The organism is Lysinibacillus sp. FSL W8-0992, from assembly GCF_038008685.1.
Lineage (GTDB): Bacteria > Bacillota > Bacilli > Bacillales_A > Planococcaceae > Lysinibacillus.
Genome location: NZ_JBBOZQ010000001.1, coordinates 538967 through 562059 on the forward strand (window position 1 = coordinate 538967; position 23093 = coordinate 562059).

At 37.2% G+C, this 23093-nt stretch carries 17 protein-coding genes; 7 read left to right on the forward strand and 10 right to left on the reverse strand.

Annotated elements, in window-relative coordinates; genetic code table 11:
* Position 1 precedes the first annotated feature (1 nt).
* The 5 genes from NSQ74_RS02515 to NSQ74_RS02535 form a co-directional block, all read right to left on the reverse strand.
* Positions 2-1870 carry an ABC transporter permease gene (locus tag NSQ74_RS02515; RefSeq protein ID WP_340821342.1) on the reverse strand — a complete coding sequence of 623 codons (1869 nt, stop codon included), beginning with the start codon at positions 1868-1870 and terminating at the stop codon, positions 2-4.
* Positions 1857-2624 carry an ABC transporter ATP-binding protein gene (locus tag NSQ74_RS02520; RefSeq protein ID WP_340821343.1) on the reverse strand — a complete coding sequence of 256 codons (768 nt, stop codon included), beginning with the start codon at positions 2622-2624 and terminating at the stop codon, positions 1857-1859. Before NSQ74_RS02520 ends, NSQ74_RS02515 begins: the two co-directional genes overlap by 14 nt.
* 421 nt (positions 2625-3045) lie before the next feature.
* Complete coding sequence (locus NSQ74_RS02525; protein WP_340821344.1) at positions 3046-3519, reverse strand: glutathione peroxidase; 474 nt, start codon at positions 3517-3519, stop codon at positions 3046-3048.
* A gap of 26 nt (positions 3520-3545) precedes the next feature.
* Positions 3546-4880, reverse strand: a complete 1335-nt coding sequence (locus NSQ74_RS02530) for an FAD-dependent oxidoreductase (RefSeq protein WP_340821345.1) — start codon at positions 4878-4880, stop codon at positions 3546-3548.
* A gap of 367 nt (positions 4881-5247) precedes the next feature.
* A complete protein-coding gene (locus tag NSQ74_RS02535) occupies positions 5248-5535 on the reverse strand; it encodes a DUF6509 family protein (RefSeq protein ID WP_340821346.1) in 288 nt (95 codons plus the stop codon).
* Positions 5536-5696: 161 nt separating this feature from the next.
* Between NSQ74_RS02535 and NSQ74_RS02540 the strand changes: the two genes are divergently transcribed.
* On the forward strand, positions 5697-6902 hold the full coding sequence (locus NSQ74_RS02540; RefSeq protein ID WP_340821347.1) for an alanyl-tRNA editing protein: 1206 nt from the start codon (positions 5697-5699) through the stop codon (positions 6900-6902).
* A gap of 143 nt (positions 6903-7045) precedes the next feature.
* Here the strand turns inward: NSQ74_RS02540 and NSQ74_RS02545 are convergent, their stop codons facing one another.
* Positions 7046-9058, reverse strand: coding sequence for a methyl-accepting chemotaxis protein (locus NSQ74_RS02545; RefSeq protein WP_340821348.1), 2013 nt, complete (start codon positions 9056-9058; stop codon positions 7046-7048).
* 310 nt (positions 9059-9368) lie between these two features.
* On the opposite strand from NSQ74_RS02545, the gene NSQ74_RS02550 reads away from it, so the two are divergent.
* From NSQ74_RS02550 to tatC, 4 genes are read left to right on the forward strand one after another with little or no spacing between them, the layout of a single operon-like run.
* The gene (locus NSQ74_RS02550; RefSeq protein WP_340821349.1) at positions 9369-10109 is read left to right on the forward strand and encodes a gluconate 2-dehydrogenase subunit 3 family protein; all 741 of its coding nucleotides are present in this window, start codon (positions 9369-9371) and stop codon (positions 10107-10109) included.
* A gap of 19 nt (positions 10110-10128) precedes the next feature.
* Positions 10129-11841: a GMC family oxidoreductase gene (locus NSQ74_RS02555; protein ID WP_340821350.1), complete on the forward strand. Its 1713-nt coding sequence runs from the start codon at positions 10129-10131 to the stop codon at positions 11839-11841.
* Positions 11842-11896: 55 nt separating this feature from the next.
* Entirely contained in the window at positions 11897-12100 is a 204-nt protein-coding gene (gene tatA, locus NSQ74_RS02560; protein WP_139860418.1) for a twin-arginine translocase TatA/TatE family subunit, read from the forward strand.
* 10 nt (positions 12101-12110) lie between these two features.
* A complete protein-coding gene (gene tatC, locus NSQ74_RS02565) occupies positions 12111-12950 on the forward strand; it encodes a twin-arginine translocase subunit TatC (RefSeq protein WP_340821351.1) in 840 nt (279 codons plus the stop codon).
* A gap of 393 nt (positions 12951-13343) precedes the next feature.
* Here tatC and NSQ74_RS02570 read toward each other — a convergent pair whose 3' ends face one another.
* On the reverse strand, positions 13344-14159 hold the full coding sequence (locus tag NSQ74_RS02570) for a metallophosphoesterase (protein WP_340821352.1): 816 nt from the start codon (positions 14157-14159) through the stop codon (positions 13344-13346).
* Positions 14160-14429: 270 nt separating this feature from the next.
* Here NSQ74_RS02570 and NSQ74_RS02575 point away from each other — a divergent pair, with 270 nt between their 5' ends.
* Entirely contained in the window at positions 14430-17468 is a 3039-nt protein-coding gene (locus tag NSQ74_RS02575; RefSeq protein WP_340821353.1) for an ATP-binding protein, read from the forward strand.
* 4 nt (positions 17469-17472) lie between these two features.
* Complete coding sequence (locus NSQ74_RS02580) at positions 17473-18174, forward strand: response regulator (protein WP_340821354.1); 702 nt, start codon at positions 17473-17475, stop codon at positions 18172-18174.
* 121 nt (positions 18175-18295) lie between these two features.
* Here NSQ74_RS02580 and NSQ74_RS02585 read toward each other — a convergent pair whose 3' ends face one another.
* The 3 genes from NSQ74_RS02585 to NSQ74_RS02595 all read right to left on the reverse strand — a co-directional run bounded on the left by NSQ74_RS02585 (position 18296) and on the right by NSQ74_RS02595 (position 22812).
* Complete coding sequence (locus NSQ74_RS02585) at positions 18296-18532, reverse strand: hypothetical protein (protein ID WP_340821355.1); 237 nt, start codon at positions 18530-18532, stop codon at positions 18296-18298.
* A 122-nt stretch (positions 18533-18654) separates the two neighbouring features.
* Complete coding sequence (locus NSQ74_RS02590) at positions 18655-21048, reverse strand: S-layer homology domain-containing protein (protein WP_340821356.1); 2394 nt, start codon at positions 21046-21048, stop codon at positions 18655-18657.
* Between the two features lie 54 nt (positions 21049-21102).
* Positions 21103-22812: an RTX toxin gene (locus NSQ74_RS02595; RefSeq protein WP_340821357.1), complete on the reverse strand. Its 1710-nt coding sequence runs from the start codon at positions 22810-22812 to the stop codon at positions 21103-21105.
* Positions 22813-23093 lie beyond the last annotated feature (281 nt).

A 23093-nucleotide genomic window follows, 5' to 3' on the forward strand; every position in this document is an offset into this window, starting at 1 on the left:
ATTAATTCCCCTGTCTCACAATTTTATAAAACGACCGTACAGTAAAGAGATAATACAAGCCGTAAATAACTGAATATGCAACCATCCATAATATAACGGGCTTTGTTATATCCATATTAAATAATTGTGAAAATGCTAGAAGCGCGAAAGCACTGTGTGCGATGCCGACAACAAGAGGTGCACTAAATATGACCGCAACCTGTCCTGCAACTGTCTTCAATATTTGCCTGCTATTCACACCAATTTTATTTAATACGGCATACTTCGCCTGATCTTCTTCTGCTTCTGTTAACACTTTAAAATAAATAATACTTCCCGTAGCTGCTAAAAATACTAACCCTAAAAAGCTTCCTACAAACAGTAATGAACCTACAGTACCTAGGCTATCCTCATAGCTTTGAGGAACGCTTGAAAACCATTCTTGTTGCTCAGTAGATAGCTGCTCATATATTTGTTTAGATACATTTTGCTGCTTTAAATCATTGTCCATGCCAACAGCCTGCATTGTCACACCTTCCGCATCTGTCGCATCAAATGCTTGATCGTTTACGACAAGCACCGTGCCAGCTGGAATAAAGTTTAGCACACTATCTGTATACATTTTGTCGATATGAAAAGATTCCCCGCTCTGCAATTTAAAGTTTTCATCCGTAAAGTCATGTGAAAAACGTTCATCAAAGTTAACATCTAGTAGTACAGCTGAACCGTCTGCAATATGCAGTTCACGATTTGTCCCCTGTAATATGGCTAAACGATTGTAATCAGATTCCTTCAATAATGTATATTCAAAAAAAGCAAATTCATTATCGACGCGCAAATTTTTTGCATGAATGGATTCATTGTACAATACGTTCTGTTGGTCAAATTCAACAGCTTCACCTTTCCACATAAATGTGTTTGGTAGCACGTGGCGCACCGTTGCTTCTGTATTGTAGTACATGCCAAATACGCCACCACCTGCAGTAATCGTTGTTGCGCTTAAAATCGCGATGATGGACAACGATTTGGCATTTGCTCGTATTCGATATAATAGCTGCGAAACGCCAATTAAATTCAAGCCTCTCCAAGACCAAGATGTTGCCTTTTTCAAAGCTGTCAGTACGAAAACGCTCACGCTATGGAACAGTAGATATGTCCCCGCTATTGTTGCACCTATTACTAAAAGTGGTGTCCCAAGGATTGTAAACAGCTTCCAAATAGGACTTGTGAAAATATTAGAAGACGCCGTGTAATAGCCAAATGCAATAAGTGCTGTCCCTACAATTGCCGCTAAAAACGATGCACGTGGAATTTTCTCCCCTTGTTTCTCTGCATGGAACAAATCAATCAATTTAAATTGATAAATAACACGGTAGCCCTGTAAAGATGTAAATAGGAATAGGATGGCAAAGATGCCTGCTGTTTGAAGCACTGCTTCAGGGGTGAATGTTAAATTTGCCACGACTTGATAGCCCATCAGTCGTACTAAAATTGTTAATAACACCTTCGACATAAAAAAGCCTATTACTATACCTAAAACGAGTGATACGAGCCCAATAACTAAATTCTCGAAAAAGAGCATTAGACCTATTTTTTGTTTACGTACTCCTAGTAGCGAGTAGAGTGCTACTTCTTTTTTTCTCTTCTTCATAAAAAATGAATTAGAATACGCGATAAATATTACTATGAAAAATAATAGTACAATTGACGATGCACTCATTAGTCCTTTAATTTGCTGCGACATACCTGTTGAGCTTGCAAGATCGTCATTGTATTTTAACGTGACAAATGTAAAGTAAATCACGATGCTAAATACCATTGAGGCGATGTATAAAAAATAATTCGACAAATTACGCTGAATATTTTTACGCGCCAAACTAAATAACGTCATTTACTCCACCTCCGATGCCTGCAAGCACCTGTAATATTTCCTGGAAAAACTGCTTTCTCGTCTGTACCCCACGATGAATTTCCTTGGAAAGCTTGCCGTCTTGAATAAAGAGAATACGCTGACAGAAGCTTGCTGCAAGTGCATCATGCGTGACCATCATAATCGTTGCGGCATGAGATTGATTCAAATCACTTAAACTTTCCAATAAATCTGTTGCAGATTTTGAATCGAGTGCGCCTGTTGGCTCATCCGCAAAAATAAGCTTCGGCGCTGTTACTAACGCACGTGATGATGCTGTTCTTTGCTTTTGACCACCTGAAATTTGATAAGGGTATTTATCTAGTAGATCACTAATGCCAAACAACTGTGCAATACGCTCTACTCTTAGAGCAATTTCCTTCTGTGGCACCTTCGCAATGGCAAGTGGTAGTACTATATTTTCGCGAACTGTTAATGAATCAAGCAAATTATAATCTTGGAAGATAAAGCCTAAGTTATCACGACGAAAATCTGCTAACTGTGTATCTTTCATATGTGCTAAATTTGTATTTCCTATTACAATATCGCCTGTTGTTGGCGTATCAATTGTCGCTAAAACATTTAAGAGCGTCGATTTCCCTGCCCCTGAAGGCCCCATTACACCGACAAATTCACCTTGTTCTACCTCGAATGTTATATTTTCAAGCGCTGTAAATGTATTCGCGCCTTTGCCGTATGTTTTTCTTACATTTTGTACCTTTAATAATGGCGTCATATACGCTCACCTCTTTCTGTTTACAGTATACGACCCCAAACTTACAGCAAAATTGTCGCAAGCTTACAACAACCTTAAATCAAAAATTTTAGATGACTACTGCAGTTGATTTCCGCTACGGGCGGGCGCTTTCCGCGGGCACACCGTAAGCCGCAACCCTCGCTAACGCGCGGTTTGTTGTGTCTTACTATGCGTGCGTTCCCGCAGGAGTCGCCAGCCCTCCGCTCCAATCAACTAGTATCGTATTCTTTTCTGAATTGTTTGAGTGCCTGTCACCCATTTAGGATTAAAAATGACGAAAGACATCAAGAATGAACTAACTTCTTGATGTCTTTTGCCGACACTCTATTGCATACTGCAAATAAACCATATTGATTTTTTCAATGGTGGATAAGAGGAGATATTCCATCCCCTTCGTGCTCTAAGCTAGTACGTTTTTAATATCTTCCTCAATGCTACTTGGTTTATCAGCAGAGCCGTATCGTTTGATAATTTCTCCATTGCGATCTACTAAAAACTTTGTAAAGTTCCATTTCACACTACTACCAAGGAAGCCTTTAGAATGCGTCGTTAAATAGTTAAAAACAGGATGTGCCTCTTTGCCATTCACCTTCACCATTTCATGCATTGGGAACGTTACACCGTATGTTAAACGACATTGTGATGCAGCTTCTTCCGCAGTTTCTACCTCTTGCTTAAACTGGTTTGATGGAAAGCCGAGCACAACTAGTCCTTCATCATGATATTTTTTATAGAGCTCTTCTAACTCCTCAAACTGCGGTGTAAAACCACATTTCGTTGCGGTATTGACAATTAACAATGCCTTGCCTTTATAACGCTCTAAGCTATATTCTGTTCCATCCTCTAAAGCTACATTAATATCATAAATATTCATTTTTATTCCCCCTGTTTGTCATTATATTATAGACGTGCATTTACTCTTGCAGCTTGCTGTAATGGATCCCACACGCCATTGAAAGGTGGCGCATAGGCTAAATCTAAATCGAGTAAATCAGGTAATGTCATCTTATTGTATAAAGCTGTAGCAAAGACATCAATGCGTTTATCCACACCAGCAGGTCCAACAATTTGTGCACCTAAAAGTTGCTGATCTCTCTTTCGCACAACAATTTTAATAAACATCCGCTGGGCCCCTGGATAATAACCTGCAATATGACGTGCAGAAATTTTATATGCCTCATACTCAAATCCAAGTTCTTTTGCAGTTCGCTCATTAATGCCTGTCGTGGCGATTGTTAAATCAAAAAATTTCAGTATTGAGGTGCCGACAATACCACGAAACGGTGCAAATTTCCCAGACATATTAAGCCCTGCTAAGCGCCCTTGCTTATTGGCCGTCGTTCCAAGTGGTACATAATCTAAGCGTTCTTTAACGATATGAAAGTGAGTTGCACAATCGCCAGCAGCGTATATATTTTCAACGGATGTCTCTAGATGACGATTAACGACGATGGCACCATTTTTAGCTAGTACAATATTTGTCCCATCTAAAAATTGCGTATTCGGTTTAATACCTGAAGCTACGATAACTAAATCAGTATCTAACGTACCTTTATCTGTTTTGATCCGTTCAACACGTGTAGTGCCTTCAAACGCTTCGGCATTTGTATTTAATAGTAGCTCAATGCCTTGCTTTTTTGCCTCTTCATGAACATGCTTAACTAGCTCTTCATCTAAAATATTGGCGACTTGATTGCCTCGCTGTATAAGTCGTACTTTCTTATTACATGCCCGAATTGTTTCCGCCATTTCAAGTCCGATATAGCCCCCACCGAGAATAGTGACCTGCTCTATATTTGGTGTTAAATCTGCAAGTAAATCTTCTAATTCAGGTATTGTTTTAACTTTATGAATACCTGCTAAGTCAGCACCTTTTTGCACAGGGATAATTGGATCTGCTCCTGTAGCAATAAGAAGTTTATCGTATGCAATCTCGAATGGTTCACCTGAAGCTTGTGTACCCACAACAAGCTGGTTCTCCACATCGATATGCTCGACCTCATGTCCAACTCGCGCATCAATCCCATATTTATCACGGAATGTTTCAACATCTCGCGCAATGAGGCGCTTTGTTGATGAAATCCGCCCATCTACTACATAAGGCAATCCACATTGTCCATATGAATATATAAATCCACGCTCTAAAGAGGTAATTTCTGCCCCTGGTACATTCCTATAAATCTCCATAGCGGCGGACATTCCTGCCGCATCTCCCCCAATGATTACGAATTTCATCCTACAAGCCCCCTTTTTCTTATTACCACTTAATCTCAGTATTCATAACTATGTAGTTGACGTTTTCCGACACTTACATAGCAAATAGTACCTCTCACATAGAATATAAAATTGTCATAACGCTTCTTTGCTTTATAGCCATTGATATGCACTGTAAATCAAGCGATAAAAACCTATTACTTTGCAACTCAATAAATCAATGTTATCAAAAAGCTAATTACAAATGCACGTTTCCAGTACTACCTTTTTTTAAAAGGTCATGAGTGCTATGAGAGGAACAAATGAATCAACTTTTTGCACGGGTTATTTCCCATCTACAAAAAACAGGTAAAGAAAAACAATTGTTTTCCTTTACCTGTTTAAGTACTTATGCTTTTGCTATTTCTTCTTTGCAGAACGTTAAAATCTCTTCTAACTCTTCATCTTCAAGCGCAAAGTCTAAATACTCTCCCTTTGCCTTTTCCATAATGAAGTAATTTAAAATAAAGGGCGCACCTTCTTTTTCGCCAATTAAAACACGGATTTCAATACCCGCTTCATGGTACAGCTCATCCTCTTCATCAATATCTACATCTAAAATAAACTCATAGCGCTTACCTTCAATAATATTCGTAGGATCTAAAATTTCTTCCATTGAAAATTGTGTAATATCCATTTATACTAGCTCCTTTATCTTTACCTATTCTTTTCTATAATAAATCAATTTCAGCATGGGTCAACTAGAAAACCTGTATACACCTACAAGCAATTATGCCACAATAAAGTAAAACTTTTAGCAATGCAAGTTAAATCAAATTACATAAAGGGGGCTTTTTAATGAAAGAGATACTATATTATCAAGACACTATGCTACGTGAATTTACAGCAACAGTTGTACGTACTGGCATTGAGGATGATGGACGTCAGTACGTTGTGCTTTCTAACACTGCCTTTTATCCTACAGGTGGTGGTCAGCCACATGATACGGGAACGATAAACAATACTAACGTAATTGATGTTGAAAAAGTTGATGATGAGATACGTCATTATATCGAGAGTGATGCTTCTGCTTTATCTGGTGAAGTGCATGGTAAATTGAACTGGGAGCGCAGATTCGACCATATGCAACAGCACGCTGGACAGCACATTTTAACAGCAGCATTTGTTGAACTTTTTGATGCACAAACAGTAAGCTTTCACCTCGGTAGTGAACAGGTAACTATTGATATTGCTGTCGACACCCTATCAAGCGAACAGCTTGCAGCGGCTGAAGCTCGAGCAAATGATATTATTTTAGAAAATCGTCCAATTGAAACAAAATGGATTACAGATCAAGAGCTTGGTAACTACAACTTGCGTAAAGAGGTAGCAGTCACAGGAGATATTCGTTTAGTCATTATTCCTGATTTTGACTACAATGGCTGTGGTGGTACACACCCGACATCAACAGGGCAAGTCAGCGCTATTAAAATTTTAAGTACCGAAAAAATGAAGGGCAATGTGCGTGTGTCCTTTGTATGTGGTCAGCGAGTTTTAGCAGAGCTAGCGATGAGGAAAACTGTACTTGCCGATGTTGCGAGACAATTAAGTGTACCTGAAACCGAAGCAGCTACTGCGCTTGCAAAACTACTAGCAACTCAAAAAACGACAGAAAAGGCACTTGTAGCGGCAAAGGAGGAATTGCTTGCCTTTGAAGCGAAAACGTTGGCATCTAGTGACAACAATATTATTTCTGCTTCCTTTAATGATCGCTCGATACAAGAGCTTCAAAAATTGGCTCGTTTTATAGTAGCTGAACGTTCGGATGCAATCGCACTACTCGTTTCAGAAAATGAAGACAAGCTACAGTTTGTTGCGACGCGTGGTGCCCAAGTACAAACAAGCATGAAAGACCTTGCTGCAAAAGTTTTGCCATTCATTAATGGTAAAGGTGGCGGCAGTGATCAAATGGTGCAAGGCGGCGGTGAGCGCATAATTTCCCGTGAGCAACTGCTCACTGCTATGCAAGAAGCACTGAAGTGCCAGACACCCAAACAATTCTGAATACTTTCTTCTGCGGGAAAATACAATACGTGCCGTTGAGTGGAAAATATCCGCCTCCACAGAAAACAACGGCATAAAAAAAGTGTTAGATTGATTGCAATCAATCTAACACTTTTCTCTTTTGTTTTGGGCGCTTACTTATTTTAAAATTTAAATTTTTGGATTGCTCCATGTAGGCGATTTGCCATTTCAGACATTTTTACAGTTTGATCGTTCATCGTCTCCACAGTTTTCATTTGCTCAGATGTTGCATTTTTCACTTCAGATACATAATCACTTGCAGCATGTGCTGTTGCCGCCATTTCTTCCATTGAAGCTGAAACCTCTTCCGTATTGGCTGACATTTGCTCTGCCGAAGCATTCATTTCCTCAATTTGACCTGCTATTTCACCAACAGCATGTACGATTTCTTCAAAGCGCTCTCCTACTGCCTCTATAGCTACTAACCCTCGGGCTACATTCACTTCGCCACTCTCTGCTGCTTTCACGACCTCTAATGTATAGGCTTGTACTCTATCAATTAATACATTAATCTGCGCGGCAGACCCCGCTGTTTGCTCCGAAAGTTTTCTTACTTCCTCCGCTACCACCGCAAAGCCTTTACCTGCATCCCCTGCTCGTGCAGCTTCAATTGAGGCATTAAGGGCAAGTAAGTTTGTTTGATCTGAAATATCAGTAATCATTTTAGAAATCAGTTCTATTTCTTTTGATTCTTGTTCTAACTTACGGATAATGTCGAGCTCTACAGCTGTTCCTCGTTGTATTTCATCCATACGTGTAATAGATTGTTTAACGGCTCCATTACTTTCACTTATTTTCTCGGAAATAAAATCAGTATTAGATGCTATCGTCGAAGCGACTTCTGCCATATTTTGAATACCTAATGCCATTTGCTCCATAGCTGATGCACCTTCTTCAGCCATTGCCGTTTGACTTTGTGCTCCACGGTCTACCTCACCTATTGCACCTGCAATTTGCTTAGAATGCTTTGTCACATCAAGCACATCACCCATTAATTCACAAGATGCCTCATTTACCGTCGTTGCTTCCTTACCAACCTGTGATATCATCTCTCGCATATTGTCTGCCATTCTATTTAATGCACGCGCAAGAGTACCCATTTCATCAATACGCTTCAAATATTTATCAGGTATTTCTTGTGTAAAATCTCCTTCAGATAACCCTTCACTAATACGAAGCACATGACGCAGCGGTCTACTTACAGATCGCGAAATCGCAAACGAAATCAACAATCCCAAAATCGAAACAATAATAGTCATGATAATGAAGTTTGTTTTCAATTGTGCAAGCCCTGAAAGCATTTCATCTTCTAATGCGACTACCCCCATCTTCCAACCATTATCTAATGTGTGGTACCCCATTAAATTTGTGCCATCTTCCTTTGTATCGAAGGCGAAAAATCCATTTGAATTATTAATCATTTCTTGTGCTGCTAATGATTCACCTGTCATTTCACCAGATTTTTCAGCGGCAGCAATTGCGTTGACCTCCTCTTTTACAAGTGCGTGATTTTTATGCCCAATAACAGTACCTTTAGCGTCCAACATTAAGGCATAACCATTTTTTCCAACTTTAATGTCCTCTACAATGTTGGATAAATAATAACCATCTATTCGTGCTAATAATAATGCTTTTTCCCCTGTTACTGTATCAATAGGTGCGACAATTAAAATAACTGGCTCATTTGTTACACGACTTATCGTGATTTCCGACATAACTGTCTTGCCCGTGAAACCTTCTTTTACATATTCACGATCACCTAAATCAGCTGTTGTATTATCTAAATAATGAGCTATTCCATCTGACGTAATAATACCAAAGCCCAAATAATTTTTACTATCCTTAAAACGTTTCGTTAAATATGTCTTTTGCTCCTCAAAGTCCATATTACGGATAGCTGCTTGCTCCGCAATGGCTTCTACCTCTACTAATGCTAGTTGGAAGTGTTCTTCTATGTATTTTGATACATCTTCTGCCCTAGATATTAAATTTTCTCGGACCTGTTCCTCAACTGCTTTTGTACTATTCCACCATGTAGAAAATCCAAGCGTACCACATGTCACAAATACTAAAGCGATAATTGCTACAACTAATTTACCACCAATACCTTTAATCCACATATTTAATTTGCTCATTTCTCCAATATTTTGTTTAAAATTTTGTAACTTTTTGCCCTTCTCCTTCAGAGTAAGGTCACGAAAACTAGAAGTCAATAAAACTTTTCCATTAACAATAAAAATTGTTTAAATTTGTATTTTTCATCATAAGCATAGTGCTTATAGTCTAATACATTTTATCCACACTCTTTCTAAATTGTTATTTAATAGTCTATTCCCTTGGGTAAAATTTAAACTTTTTCCATGGCAAATTGATTATAATTTGGTTTTTTTGCTGATTATAAAAGATAGAACACAATCTATTTACTTCTTGGAGGGGAGGATTTTTATGAGTACAGATAATAATGTCTCACGTCGTGATTTTTTAAAAACAACAGGTATTGCAGCTGGTACATTAGTCGGTGGTGGATTAATAGGTGGTCTTGTTGGCTATAACATTAACGGTAAAGGTACTTCTACATTAGAGCATGGCAACGGAACTACAAATGAAGCTGCTGCACCTAAAGCTAAAATGTTTTTCATGAACGACCGCGATTTTACTATTTTATCGAATGCTACTGAACGCATTTTCCCTAAAGATGATTTAGGTCCAGGTGCGATTGATTTAGATGTTCCTTACTTTATTGATCATCAGTTAGCTGGACAATATGGAAGTAACTCTAAGGAATATATGCATGGTCCTTTTGGGGAGGGTGCCCCAACACAAGGTTATCAAAGTCGTTTAACTCGTGCAGAAATTTTCAAACAAGGCGTTACTTTAATGGAGACAGAAGCTCAAAGTCGCTTTAAAAAGCCTTTTAACGAATTAGAGGGCAAGCAAATGGATGAAATATTAACAGCCTTTCAAAAGGGTGAAGTCCAAATGTATGGCGTAACATCAGCTTTCTTCTTCACCTTATTACGTGCTGCTACTTTAGAGGGGGCATATTCAGATCCTTTATATGGCGGAAACCGTAACATGGAAGGATGGCGCATGAAGAACTTCCCTGGTCATCAGATGGCGTATATCACAATGATTGAAGATCCTAAGTTCCAAAAAATTGAACCAAATCAATTAGGCAACCATTAATTTAAGGGGGGTTTTATAAATGGCAACAACATTACCAAGTGTAGACGTTGTAACAGTAGGTGTAGGGTGGACAGGTGGCATTGTCGCTGCTGAGTGCTCGAAAGCTGGATTAAAGGTAGTTGGTTTAGAACGAGGTCAGAAGCGTGGCACAGAGGATTTTTTAAATATTCATGACGAATATCGCTATGCAATTCGCTATGATTTAATGCAAAATCTGTCAAAGGAAACAGTTTCTTTCCGTAATAATCGTAAGATGCAGGCTTTACCTATGCGTCAACTTGGGTCCTTTTTATTAGGTGAGGGGCTTGGGGGATCTGGAACGCACTGGAATGGCATGACCTACCGATTTTTACCATACGACTTTCAAATTAAAACGCTGACAGATGAACGTTATGGTGCTAACAAATTAGGTCCAGATTATTTAATACAGGATTGGGCATTAAATTACGATCAATTAGAGCCTTATTTTGATAAATTTGAAAAAACAACTGGAATTTCAGGCGATGATAAAAATCCATTTGCAGGGAAACGTTCAAGTGCTTATCCAACGCCTGCTATGAAAATGACGCCTATGCTACAACAATTTGAGAAAGCAACAAAAAATCTAAAATTATCACCTTATATGGTCCCTTCTGCTAACATATCAGAAGTCTATAAAAATCCAGACGGTGAAACAATTAATGCTTGTCAATATTGTGGCTTCTGTGAGCGTTTCGGTTGTGAATATGGCGCAAAATCTTCCGCGGAAATTACAGTAATACCTACTGCTTTAAAAACTGGAAATTTTGATCTACGTTACAATTCAAACGTTGTAGAAATTTTAAAACAAGGCAACAAAGCGACTGGCGTAAGATATATCGACACGATATCTGGGGAGGAATTTATTCAACCTGCGAATATTGTCGTATTAACAAGCTATGTCTTTAACAATGCCAAACTACTAATGGTTTCTAACATTGGTCAACTGTATGATCCAACAACAGGCAAGGGAACGTTAGGTCGAAATTATTGCTATCAAATTTTACCTGGTGCTACAGGATTTTTTGATGACCAATACAACACATTTATGGGTGCAGGTTCTCTCGGTATGAGTATTGATGATTACAATGGGGATAACTTTGACCATAGTGAGTTAGATTTTATCCATGGTGGTAATATCGCACTCACTCAAACAGGTGCACGCCCTATTGGATCGAATCCAACACCTCCGGATACGCCTACATGGGGACCGGAATTTAAAAAGCAGTCTATTCATTACTATACACGTTCATTCGGTATTGGTGCACAGGGGGCATCTATGCCGCATAAAGAAAATTTCCTGTCACTTGATTCCAATTATAAAGATGCGTACGGTTTACCCCTCTTACAATTAACCTACAACTTTACGGATCAGGATCGAGCGCTCCATAAATTTGTTTCTGCTCGTGCTGCTGACATTATGAAAGAAATGGGCGCAAAAACTATTGTACCAAATGCGGAAATTACAGATTACAACATTGTACCTTATCAAACGACACACAATACTGGTGGTACAGTAATGAGCACAACACCTGATAAGGGCGTTGTGAACAACTATCTACAACATTGGGACGTAGAAAATCTTTTTGCTTTAAGTTCTGGAAGCTTTGCTCACAATAGTGGCTATAATCCAACAGGTACCCTTGGCGCATTAGCTTATCGCTGTGCAGAAGGTATTTTGAAATATAGCAAATCAGGTGGTTCTTTAGTGTAAGGTTTGTCATTTAAAATGCAACAAAAAAAATTATATTTAATAGGAGGATGACGCCATGGGCGGTCTTGGAGCAATCGGAGTTCCTGGTTTAATTATTATTTTAGTTATTGTACTAATCGTTTTTGGTCCAAAAAAATTACCAGAAATCGGTGGTGCAGTTGGAAAGACGTTCGCAGAGTTTAAAAAGTCAACAAAAGGGTTAATGGATGACGACGAAGAACCTGCGAAAAAAATAGAAAAAAAATCTGACGTTTCGTAGGAGGTTTCCTATGGATCCTTATGAAGAAAAAAATTATTTAAGTCCACTTGATAAAAAGGAAGATGAGCCTCCACCATTGCGGGAGGCTCTTGTTGAAATTACTCACAATGATATTGAACAATCAGTAGTTGAGGATAAACCGATTTTCCCTTTAGATTCAATACTCGAGCATATTGCAGAGCTAAGGAAACAAATCATAAAAGGACTTGTCGTCTTTATTTTATTTTTTATTGTTGCATTCTCTACCATTAATATTTGGTTTCCGTATGTTACGCGTGGTCATTCACTCATTATTTTAGGACCACTAGAGGTCGTAAAGTTTTACATGACGATTTCCACTACTTTAGCATTTGGTCTTTCTATGCCTTTTCTCGTTCACTTTCTTTGGAGCTTTGTAAAACCTGGCTTAAAGGAAGAGGAAAGTCGCTTTCTCGGACTCTACGCACCAGTTATGTTTATGCTCTTTTTATTAGGTGTAGCATTCGGCTATTTTGTTGTTAATCCACTTAGCTATTCATTTTTAGTAAGCTTAGGTGCGACGAATTTTGATGTAATGGTATCTGCCAGTGAATATATGCATTTTTTAATAATGACAACAGTACCACTTGGATTATTATTTGAGCTGCCCATCGTTGCGCTCTTTTTATCGTCCATTGGTGTACTAACGGCTGAATCCATGAAAAAAATACGCGGCTGGTCCTATATTGCAATGGGCGTTGGCTCAGCAGTCATTACCCCACCTGATTTTATTAGTCAGTTACTCGTATTAATCCCGATGATTATTTTATACGAAATCAGTATTCATCTTGTAAGACGTACGGAACGTAAACAACTAGAAAGCACTGCTTAGCTAAGACGCAGTGATTGGAGAGTCTACTGCTGGTGATTTCTGCTGTGGGCGGACGCTTTCCGCTCCAATCAACTAAAGTAAATTGTTTGAGTGCCTGGCACTATGCATGTATACATGCATAGTCGGCTCCTAGAATTGTAAAATTCCACTTCGCTTTCCGCGGGCACGACGTAAGCCGCAGGAGTCTTCGTTGATTTTTCCTGGGATAGTCTTAAAATTCATGAGATGCAAGGTAAATTGTTTGCGTGCCTGGCACCGTCCTTCGGCACCGGCCCTCCGCTCCAATCAACTGAATAATATTTGCATAAAAAAATGACAAAAGGCATCAAGAATATGAACTTCTTGATGCCTTTTGTCAACGTCTCTAAGCACTGGGCAACTAGGACCCAGTGTTTATTTTCTCTTTAAATCCAGCACAATAATTTCTGGACGATTAAAAACTCGGAAAGGCACACTACTATTTCCTAATCCCCGACTAACTATCATTTTGGTGCTGGCTTCCTCGTAAACACCAGCCGTAAACTTAGGAAACAGTCCCTGTCCTGGTGCGACAAGTCCTCCTATGCCAGGAATCCGAATCTGACCACCATGTGCATGACCTGAGAATACTAAATCTATTTCTTGATTTACATACGTACTAAACACTTCTGGTCGATGCGCCAGCAACAGCTTTAGCATGTCTTTTGGAACATAAGCAGTCGCCATGTCCAGCATTTCTTCAGTTGATCTACCCATTAACGGATCTTCAATACCAACAATCGCCAAACGCTCCCCGTCGCGCTCTAACACGGTCGATTCATTGGCCATCACATGTACACCTAACGATGACAGCGCCTCATAAATTTCACTAACCTTATTCGTCGCAACTTCATGGTTTCCAAGTACATAATATACATCCGCTAATTCCACTAACCCTCTCACTGCCTGTAAGCTTTGCTCCAAATTAAAGCGATTACTATCAATAACATCGCCTGTAATAAATATATAATCTGGATTTGTAGCCTTAACCTTTGCAATGAGTTTCTGTTGGTTATTACCGAAGAGTGCATCATGTAAATCTGATATTTGTACAATGCGTAGCCCATCGAAGCTGGCTGGCACTTTTTCAGATTCATATACATGCTTACTTACAACCAGCCAATGATTGTTTACGTACAAAAAAATGACTATAAAAACAAGAAAAAATACTACGTATAATAATTTTTTCATTCGCAATCGCTCACTTTGTGGCTACTTTTTCAGAAAAACTTCTTACCCTTCTATTATAAGCAAAAAACAGAGCGATTGTAAGTAGATGCGCTTTAATTACATAAAATGCACAAAATCCAACCATCCTCATCTATCTTTTATAGGAAATCATGTGCATTTCATCTATTCTTAGTCAACTTTCACATGATATAATATGGGTATAATTTCATATTCATTTACTACGTTTTTAATATCAATACCTTAAAATATTATAAGAATGAGAGAACAAGAATGAAAGTGAGAATGAGAAAGTTATTACTTATTTTTATGGTCGTTATTAGTATTGTGATGATTGGAATGACATCTCGATTACACAATAATGAAAGCCAAAACGCTCCTAAAGCCGTTGCAGGAGTAATAGATCTTAGACAGTATGATTTGCACAAAAATACTGTAAGCTTGGATGGAGAATGGGATTTTGTTCCCGATGAATTATTGAATTATTCAGAATTCAATAATTCTCATTCTTATTCAGTAAATGTCCCATCACTATGGTCTAGGTACAAGCTTGATGGTCAAAATTTTACTACACTCGGTAGCGGTACCTATCGTTTAAAAATTTTAATTAATGATACAGATACTATATTGGGTATAAAAACAGGTAATATTCGGATGTCGAATGCCATTTACATAAACGAAAAACGTATTGGACAAAGTGGAGAGCCTGCAGAAGATTCGACATATATTCAACAAAATGTACCGTATGTTGCATATTTCTCACCTAAAAATGATGAACTTGAACTCATCATTCATGTAGCTAATTTTGATTATGCATCAGGCGGAGGAATTATTGGTTCCATTTTTATCGGGGATCAAGAGAGTATTAGTAAATTAAGAGAAGGTTCACTTTTCTACGATTTAATAACCTTTGCTGCTTTTTTTACAATGTTTATTTATTTTGCTGGTTCCTACCTATACGCCAAGCTTGAAATTGAGCAGCTCTACTTTTCTTTATTTTGCTTCATGGTTGGTTTATACGGTCTATCTCATGGAGAAAAAATATTAATGTCGTTACTCCCTATCAGCTATGAATTTCTGATAAGAGTCCAAATCATTTCGAGTATCGGTTCGGGTATCTTTATGCTACTGTATTTTTACCATGCCCTTCAGCAATTTTCACATAAAAAGTTCGTGAAAGCACTTTGTATTATTGGCATTTTATTATTAGCTACAGTCATGCTGCCAATATCTATTAGCTCATACCTACAAACTGTACATTCTATTTATATTTTAATAAATATCTTTTATTTGCTTTATATTCAAACGATTGCAATCTTTAAACGATTAGTAGGTGCTATTTATTTATGGCTTAGTACTATGTCCATTCTTATCTATATGGTCGTAGCTACCTTAAATCTCAATATTAATCTAGAAATTTACTCTTTACCTCCCTTGCTTCCTTTTATTTGTTTAACGATGCTCGCTCTGTATATTTCTCATCGTTTTACAGATTCTTATTTAGAAAAAGGTAGATTAACAAATGCTTTAATCCGGGTGGATAAGTTAAAAGATGAATTTCTTGCAAAAACCTCACATGAATTTCGCACTCCGTTACACGGTGTGATTGCCATATCTCATTCCATGTTAGAGCCTCAAGAAAGCTCTACATTAACAATGGAACAAAAGGAAAAAATATCACTCATATTTAATATCACAGAAAAGTTATCACATCTTGTGAATGACATTTTAGATTTTTCCAAGTTAAAAGAAGGCGAACTAAAGCTTCGTCTTACTAACGTTGATCTTTATTCTGTGACCCATGTCATCGTTGAAATATTGTCGTACATCGGAAATAAAGACGTAAAGATTTACAATTACATTGAACGAGGAAAATTTATCGTAGCTGACGAGGATAGACTGCGTCAAATTCTTTATAACATAATAGAAAATGCTGTTAAGTACACTAGGCATGGGAAAGTAGAAATTTCATGCTACGAAGAACAAGGATTCCTGACTATTGAAATAAGTGACACCGGTCGAGGCATAGCTCCAGAACATTTGGAGTCGATATTTGAACCATTCCGACAGTTAGAAGACGCAAGTAAAGGTACGGGTTTAGGGCTAAATGTGACGAAAGAGCTTGTGAAGTTGCATGGCGGAGAAATTACGGTCCATTCAGTTGTTGATCAAGGAACAACTTTCTCTGTTAAATTACCTGTGCAGACAATAAAGAAAGTCCAGCAAGATAAACAACAACGAAATAAAATCACATTAACTAAAGATTATTTGCCAATAACATTTCCTTATTTTGAGGAAAGAAAAATAGGCAAAAAAATACTCATTGCTGATGATGATCATATTAACCTCAAAGTACTAATCGATATTCTTGCAAAGGAGAACTATTCTATTATCGCTGTTGATGATAGTCAGCATGTTTTCGAACAATTACAAGTGCATCCAGATATAGACTTATTGATTTTAGATATTATGATGCCGAACCTTTCTGGATATGAGGTTTGCCAACAAATTAGGAAAAACTATTCTTCTGCCGAGTTACCGATTTTAATGCTCACAGCAGCGATACGACCAGAGGATATGCTAGCAGCATTCCAATCTGGTGCAAATGATTTTTTACACAAACCATTAGATACTGCTGAATTGAAGACAAGGGTACGAAATCTTATCTTACTAAAAGAGTCGGCTGAAATTGCAATTAAAATGGAGACTGCATTTTTGCAAGCACAAATTAAACCACATTTTATTTACAATGTTTTAAATTCTATTTTATCACTAAGCTATTTAGACTTGGATAAAGCCCGTATTATGATAACAGATTTTGCAACATTTTTAAGAAGTAGCTTCTCGTTTGAGAATACAAATAGCCTTATCCCTCTAGAACAGGAGCTCATGCTAATTCAATCTTACGTCAATATTCACCAAACAAGATATCCAGATCAACTTGAATGGGAAATTCAGATGGAGGAACCTTTAAAAATTCTAATCCCCCCTCTGCTTCTTCAGCCATTAGTAGAAAATGCTCTTTTCCATGGTTTAAGAAACAAGCGAATAAATGGGAAAGTAACAATGACTATAAAAAAAGATCAACAAATGATTGATATTAAAATTCAGGACAACGGTATAGGTATGACACAAGAAGTAATAGAAAAGGTATTATCGGAAGAGCCATCCGTTCATCAGAGCGTAGGGATTCGCAATATCACTAAACGTTTAAAAAAATACGAGAAGGCCACTTTCCATATTGAAAGTGTTGTTGGTGAAGGAACGACGGTGATACTAAAGTTCCCACTATTTTTGGATGAAAAGAGGTGAAAGAATGTTAAAAGCAATCATTGTTGACGATGAAATTTTAGCAATCAATTTACTAGAGACGATGTTAAAGGACAATGGGGCAATTGATGTTGTCGGGAAATATTTAAACCCTTTGGACGCTATAGCAAACATCCCTACACTCAAACCAGATATTCTTTTTTTAGATATTGAGATGGCAGAGATGAATGGGATTGATGTTGCTAGTAAATTAGAAGATTTAACACATGTATTGGATATTATTTTTGTAACTGCCTATGAGCATTATGCAATTGATGCCTTTTCTGTTCAAGCCATTGATTATATTTTGAAGCCGATTGATAAAGCGCGCTTAATGAAAACAATTGAAAGAGTTTCTCTACGGAAGGGAAATATGCAATTAACAGACGGAAATATACGCAATGAAGATGTGCAGGTCATTAATAATTTTCACTTCCATGTTCATTCGGGAAAAGTATACATTGATGGCGTAGCTTTAATTTTATCCACTAAGGAATTTCATATTCTGTACTTTTTAGCACAGCGACCAGGGGAAATTTTCCACCCATCTGACTTGTATAAGCTCATTTGGGCAGAAGATAGTATCGGACAAACGCAGGCGTTAAAAGTACATATCAGTAATTTGCGAAAAAAACTGGAATCCATCTCTGGCCATCGAGCTAAAATTGTAACTGTAAGGGGTTCTGGTTATCAGTTCCTCTTTGAGTAATTCTTTTTTTGTAGCAGATGCGGTGCCCCTGCTTAGAACGTAAGACAAGGGCACCACGCGCTTTGGTTGCGGCTTACGGTATACCTAGAGAAATCGCAGGCAAAAGCCCGTGAATCGCTGGTTAGTCAGGAGATATCGCCGCTAACATTCTGTAAATAGCCCGTACGTCTGCAGTTATCGCCACTAACACTCTGCAAATCGCCTGTACGTCAGCAGTTATCGCCACTAACATTCTGTAAATCGCCTGTACGTCAGCAGTTATCGCCGCTAACATTCTGTAAATCGCCTGTACGTCTGCAGTTATCGCCGCTAACATTCTGTGAATCGCCTGTACGTCTGCAGTTATCGCCGCTAACATTCTGTGAATCGCCAGTAAACCTTCGGAAAGCATCCGCCATAGCGGACATCAACGACATAGTAAAAAGTGTTAGATTGATTGCGGTCACTCTAACACTTTTTCTCTTTTGGTACCCGTTCGCTTTATTTTTTTGCCGCTTCTTGAATCTCATAAAATGCCCAATGATTACTTGGGACATCTTTAAATATTGGCTCTTGATGTTCTGTTGTTACTTGCCGTTCAAACAAGCGATTTAGCACCTTCACCGCTTGGGCACGTGTTAAATAACCTTCAGGATTAAATGTGTCTACAGTTACGCCAGTCATAATGCCCAATGCATTGACAGTATTAATTGCTTTGATAGCCCAATGACTATTACTAACATCTTTGAAAATGATGCCCTCTGATGTTGGTTTACAAAAATCTGCATTAGGATTTTCTTTGCACTGTCTTTCTACCCAACGAGCTGCTACTACTGCCATTTGTGCACGTGTAATGGAACCGTTCGGATTAAAGCTTGTCTCCGTAACACCTTTAAATAAACCTGTTTCCTTCACAAATTCGATTGCATCTTTTGCATCATGCTGAGCCGTATCTGTAAATGTCGCATTAGACTTTGGAATCGCATTACTTGTTAGTTGTCGTGCAAACATACTTGCCATCTGTGCGCGCGTTACAAATGCATTCGGTCGGAATGTACCATCTGCATAGCCTTGAATATAAGGTGTATATTTAACATCGTCACCCTTGTCTGGCAAATAGAGCATGGAGAAAGTAGAGAATTTCTGCACTTTAAATTGCAAGCCTAACATATCTTTTTGATAATCTACAACTTTGCCACGTAATAACTCTTTTGTGCCATCGCTATGCTCGATATAGATAGCTAAATTATTAAGCTGTTCTTGGGATAAATTATTAGGCAAAGGTAAGGTTAATGTTACTGGGTGATTTTGCATATTGGTCTCAATTTTCATTGGACGCCCTATTAACTTACTAATTGAACTACCAGTTATATCTTTATCAATCAATTCATTTTTTGCACGCTCTTCGATTTCTAATTGCTCGTTTTGTTCATTTAAAGGTATTAGTCGGAAATATAAATTATCATTAAATGTTGCCAATGAATCTTTTGAAACATCAATGTTTACATTATAAGCCTGGATAGTTAGATTTAATTGATTGTTTTTCAACAGGCTAACAATATTATTAGGTATTGATATATCAACCTGTTTTACTTTATCCTGTGAATCTGGAATAACAATACGTGCTTGATCCGACCCTACTTCTTTCAACTTAGAAATAGTTTCTAATGCACTTTTTTCTGTTAAAATCACTTCATCTTTCATGAATCCATCTTCACCAATTGTTCGTTTAATTGTCGTTTTAGAAACAGCTTCTCCACTACTTGACTCTATATTCACAGTAAAAATTTCTGTAGATTCAGAGACAGTTGTATCCCCGCTATTAATAGGAGCATTTTCCCTAGTAACCAAAATTGTATATTCCCTTTGGCTACCATCTTCAGCAGTCACTAAAATCTTTATTGTATTCATACCTGTTACAAGCTTTATTGCTTCCGTACTTGCCTTACTGTTTATTGTTACATTTGCTTTATCGTCCTCAGCTATAGCTCTAATATTTACACTATCTACTATATGTGGAACTTTTGCTGTATAAGATATTGTCTTCTTATCAAATGGCGTATTGAAGTTGCCCGAAGTAATCGTTAACTCCTTTAAAAAAGCATTTTGACTCGGTGAAAATGCTTTTACATTAATAGAGAAGACTTTAGTTTCCACATATTCACCGAAGGAAATTTTAGCAGTCAATGTAACCATTTCATTTCCTTTGCCTGCAGATGGGCGTATAACTTCGCCATTACCTTTAACTACCTCTGGCTTGTCAGATACCCAAGTTATTGTCGCACCATGATCTCCAATAATAGGTAGAACAAGATTTTTAGTTACATTTTCTGAAGTATCATTTTGAGCATATAAAATAGTAAGTGCATCTTTATCAAGTTGTACTTTTTTAATAAAAATACTATTAACTTCACTATCAAACACGGATTGTAAAGTTTCTATAGAATCAAAACCTTGATTAGGACGTGCCATAATAATTTGCTGACAGACTTTATCTTGATCTTCTATAGTCAGGCGATTGAAGTTACTATAATTTAAATGATAATCATCAATAAAAATTGTCCATAGTGTAAGTGCATCTGTCGCATTGTTAACATTTATAAGATAGGATCGATCATTGACAGCATTTAAATATACTTGTCGTAATGTACTTGTAGAAGTATACCCTGTCTGTGGTCGCTCAATTAATAATTTATTTGCCAAATAATTTTGATCTGCTACTTTAAAATTTTGAAATAAATCATTTCCTTGAGCTGTGTAATGTACTACACTCCAATCTGTAGTCATTGCTAATTTCATTTCTTCTTTATTAGTTGCGGTATTAAATGAATAAAAATCACTTTTTGCCGCTACAAAAGTCACAGGCATCATAATAATTACTAAGATAGTTACCATAATTAAATTTATTACTTTTCTTTTAGAATATTGAATAAAAATCGCCCTCTCTTTTTAATAGTGACCAATTGTAGAATAATCGTTTTTAGGTAATAATATCCATTCTGATTTGTTGAAAATTGATGAACCAGATTGTAGCCTTTTATCTCTTATATAACCACCGCTACTTTCCAATATCGGGATGTTTGAATCCCTAACCCCAACCGTATCTACTACAATGCCATTACTGTCTTTTAATGTCATTGAAACCGTTATTTTAGAGGCATCTCTAAAAATAAAATCATCATTGAAGTATTGTGAAGTAGTAATATCAAAAAAGTCATAAAAATAAGTATGGATTAACACAAAGTTTGTGTTTGGATATACTAAAGGTATATTTATTGTTTTGATACTATGTTGCTTTAAAATTAGATTATATTGCTGAATTTCTATTTTATAATTTGATAGAGGAACCATTGTTGCATTATATATTTCTAGCACATCATTATATTCTCCATTTTGCACAAAATCCGATATAAAAAGTCCTGGGGCATCTACACTGAAAATAAAGCTTGTTGATACTAGCCCACCTTTTCCATCATCTGCTGAAATAGTAATAACGCTTGTACCCAATGCATTTTGTGTAATTTTAAGAGACGAACCATTCAGACTAGCAGTTGCTACTCCACTATTACTCGAGCTTACAGTTAATGTTAATGTATCGTTATCATCATCTGAAAACACATCACTTACTATCATCTCCCAATACTTCCCACCTATTGTTGCTCTTTGATTACTAATCGTTTTAGCAACCATTGGGGCATGGTTAAACGTTGGATTAGATACAGTAACTATAAAACTTGTAGATACTTGCCCACCTTTTCCATCATCCGCATGGACTGTAACAGTACTTACGCCTGCTGCTATCGGCAGAACAGTAATTGTTTGTCCATTAATTTGAGCTGTAGCAATAGATTCATCACTAGAATTAACATTTATCGTAAGAACGTCATTGTCTGCATCTGAAAAAATACCACTACCGTCTATAGTGATGACATCATTCACTATTCCTGATTTATTACTAATTGATTGCACAACCACAGGAGGTTGGTTCGGTGGACTAGTTACGGTAACAACAAATGTTGTAGTTTCCCTACCTCCGTTACCATCATCTGCTTGTACTGAAATTATACTTTGGCCTATGCCTACTGGTATGATAGTTATCATTTGAGAATTCAATTGAGCTGTAGCAACAGATTCATCACTCGAACTAACTTCTAACGTTAAAATATCATCATCTACATCAGCAAAAACATTACTTGCATCAACTAGAATTGGCGCATCTCCAACATGCCCAGTTTGATCATTTATTACTTGAGTAACTATTGGTATATTATTCAACTTAGGTAAGACTTCTACCTCAAAACTACTGCTTGCTCTTCCTAACTTTCGATCATCAGCACTAATCTTTATTCTTGTCTTCCCAGGTGAAAGCGCCTCAATGGTTAATAAATTTGAATTTAAATCTGCTGTTACAATACCTACAGTTTCAGTAATAGCTTTAAGTATTAACTGATCGTTATCTGCATCATAAAATAACTTACTTAAATCAATAACAATTTTTCCTTGTCCCAGTGTCATTGATTGCTTTGGAATTATTTCAGAAGCTACAACAACAGGAGGATGATTAACAGAAGCTGCATAGGCTAATTTTTCTTGAAAACAAAAACTACAGATTAATGTTAGTAAAATGGCTATCATAAAACATTCTCTTTTTCGATACAAAGTTACCCCTCCTTTTTTAAATTTAAGCAATGACTTTTAACTCATCCCCCATTATATATCAGTACTAAAATCCTAACTACGAGATATTACAATAACAAAAGTTAATTTTTCTTAACCTTTATTTGATATAAAAGAGGCGATTACATAATTTATTTTATCTGTTATATAGTTGAAATTTACTAAACGACAAAACAGAAAACCCGAACTATTACAAAACACTAAATTAGAGTGTTTTTTTAAAAGTTCGGGATTTTCATTGGCTAAAATTCTTTCATCCAGCC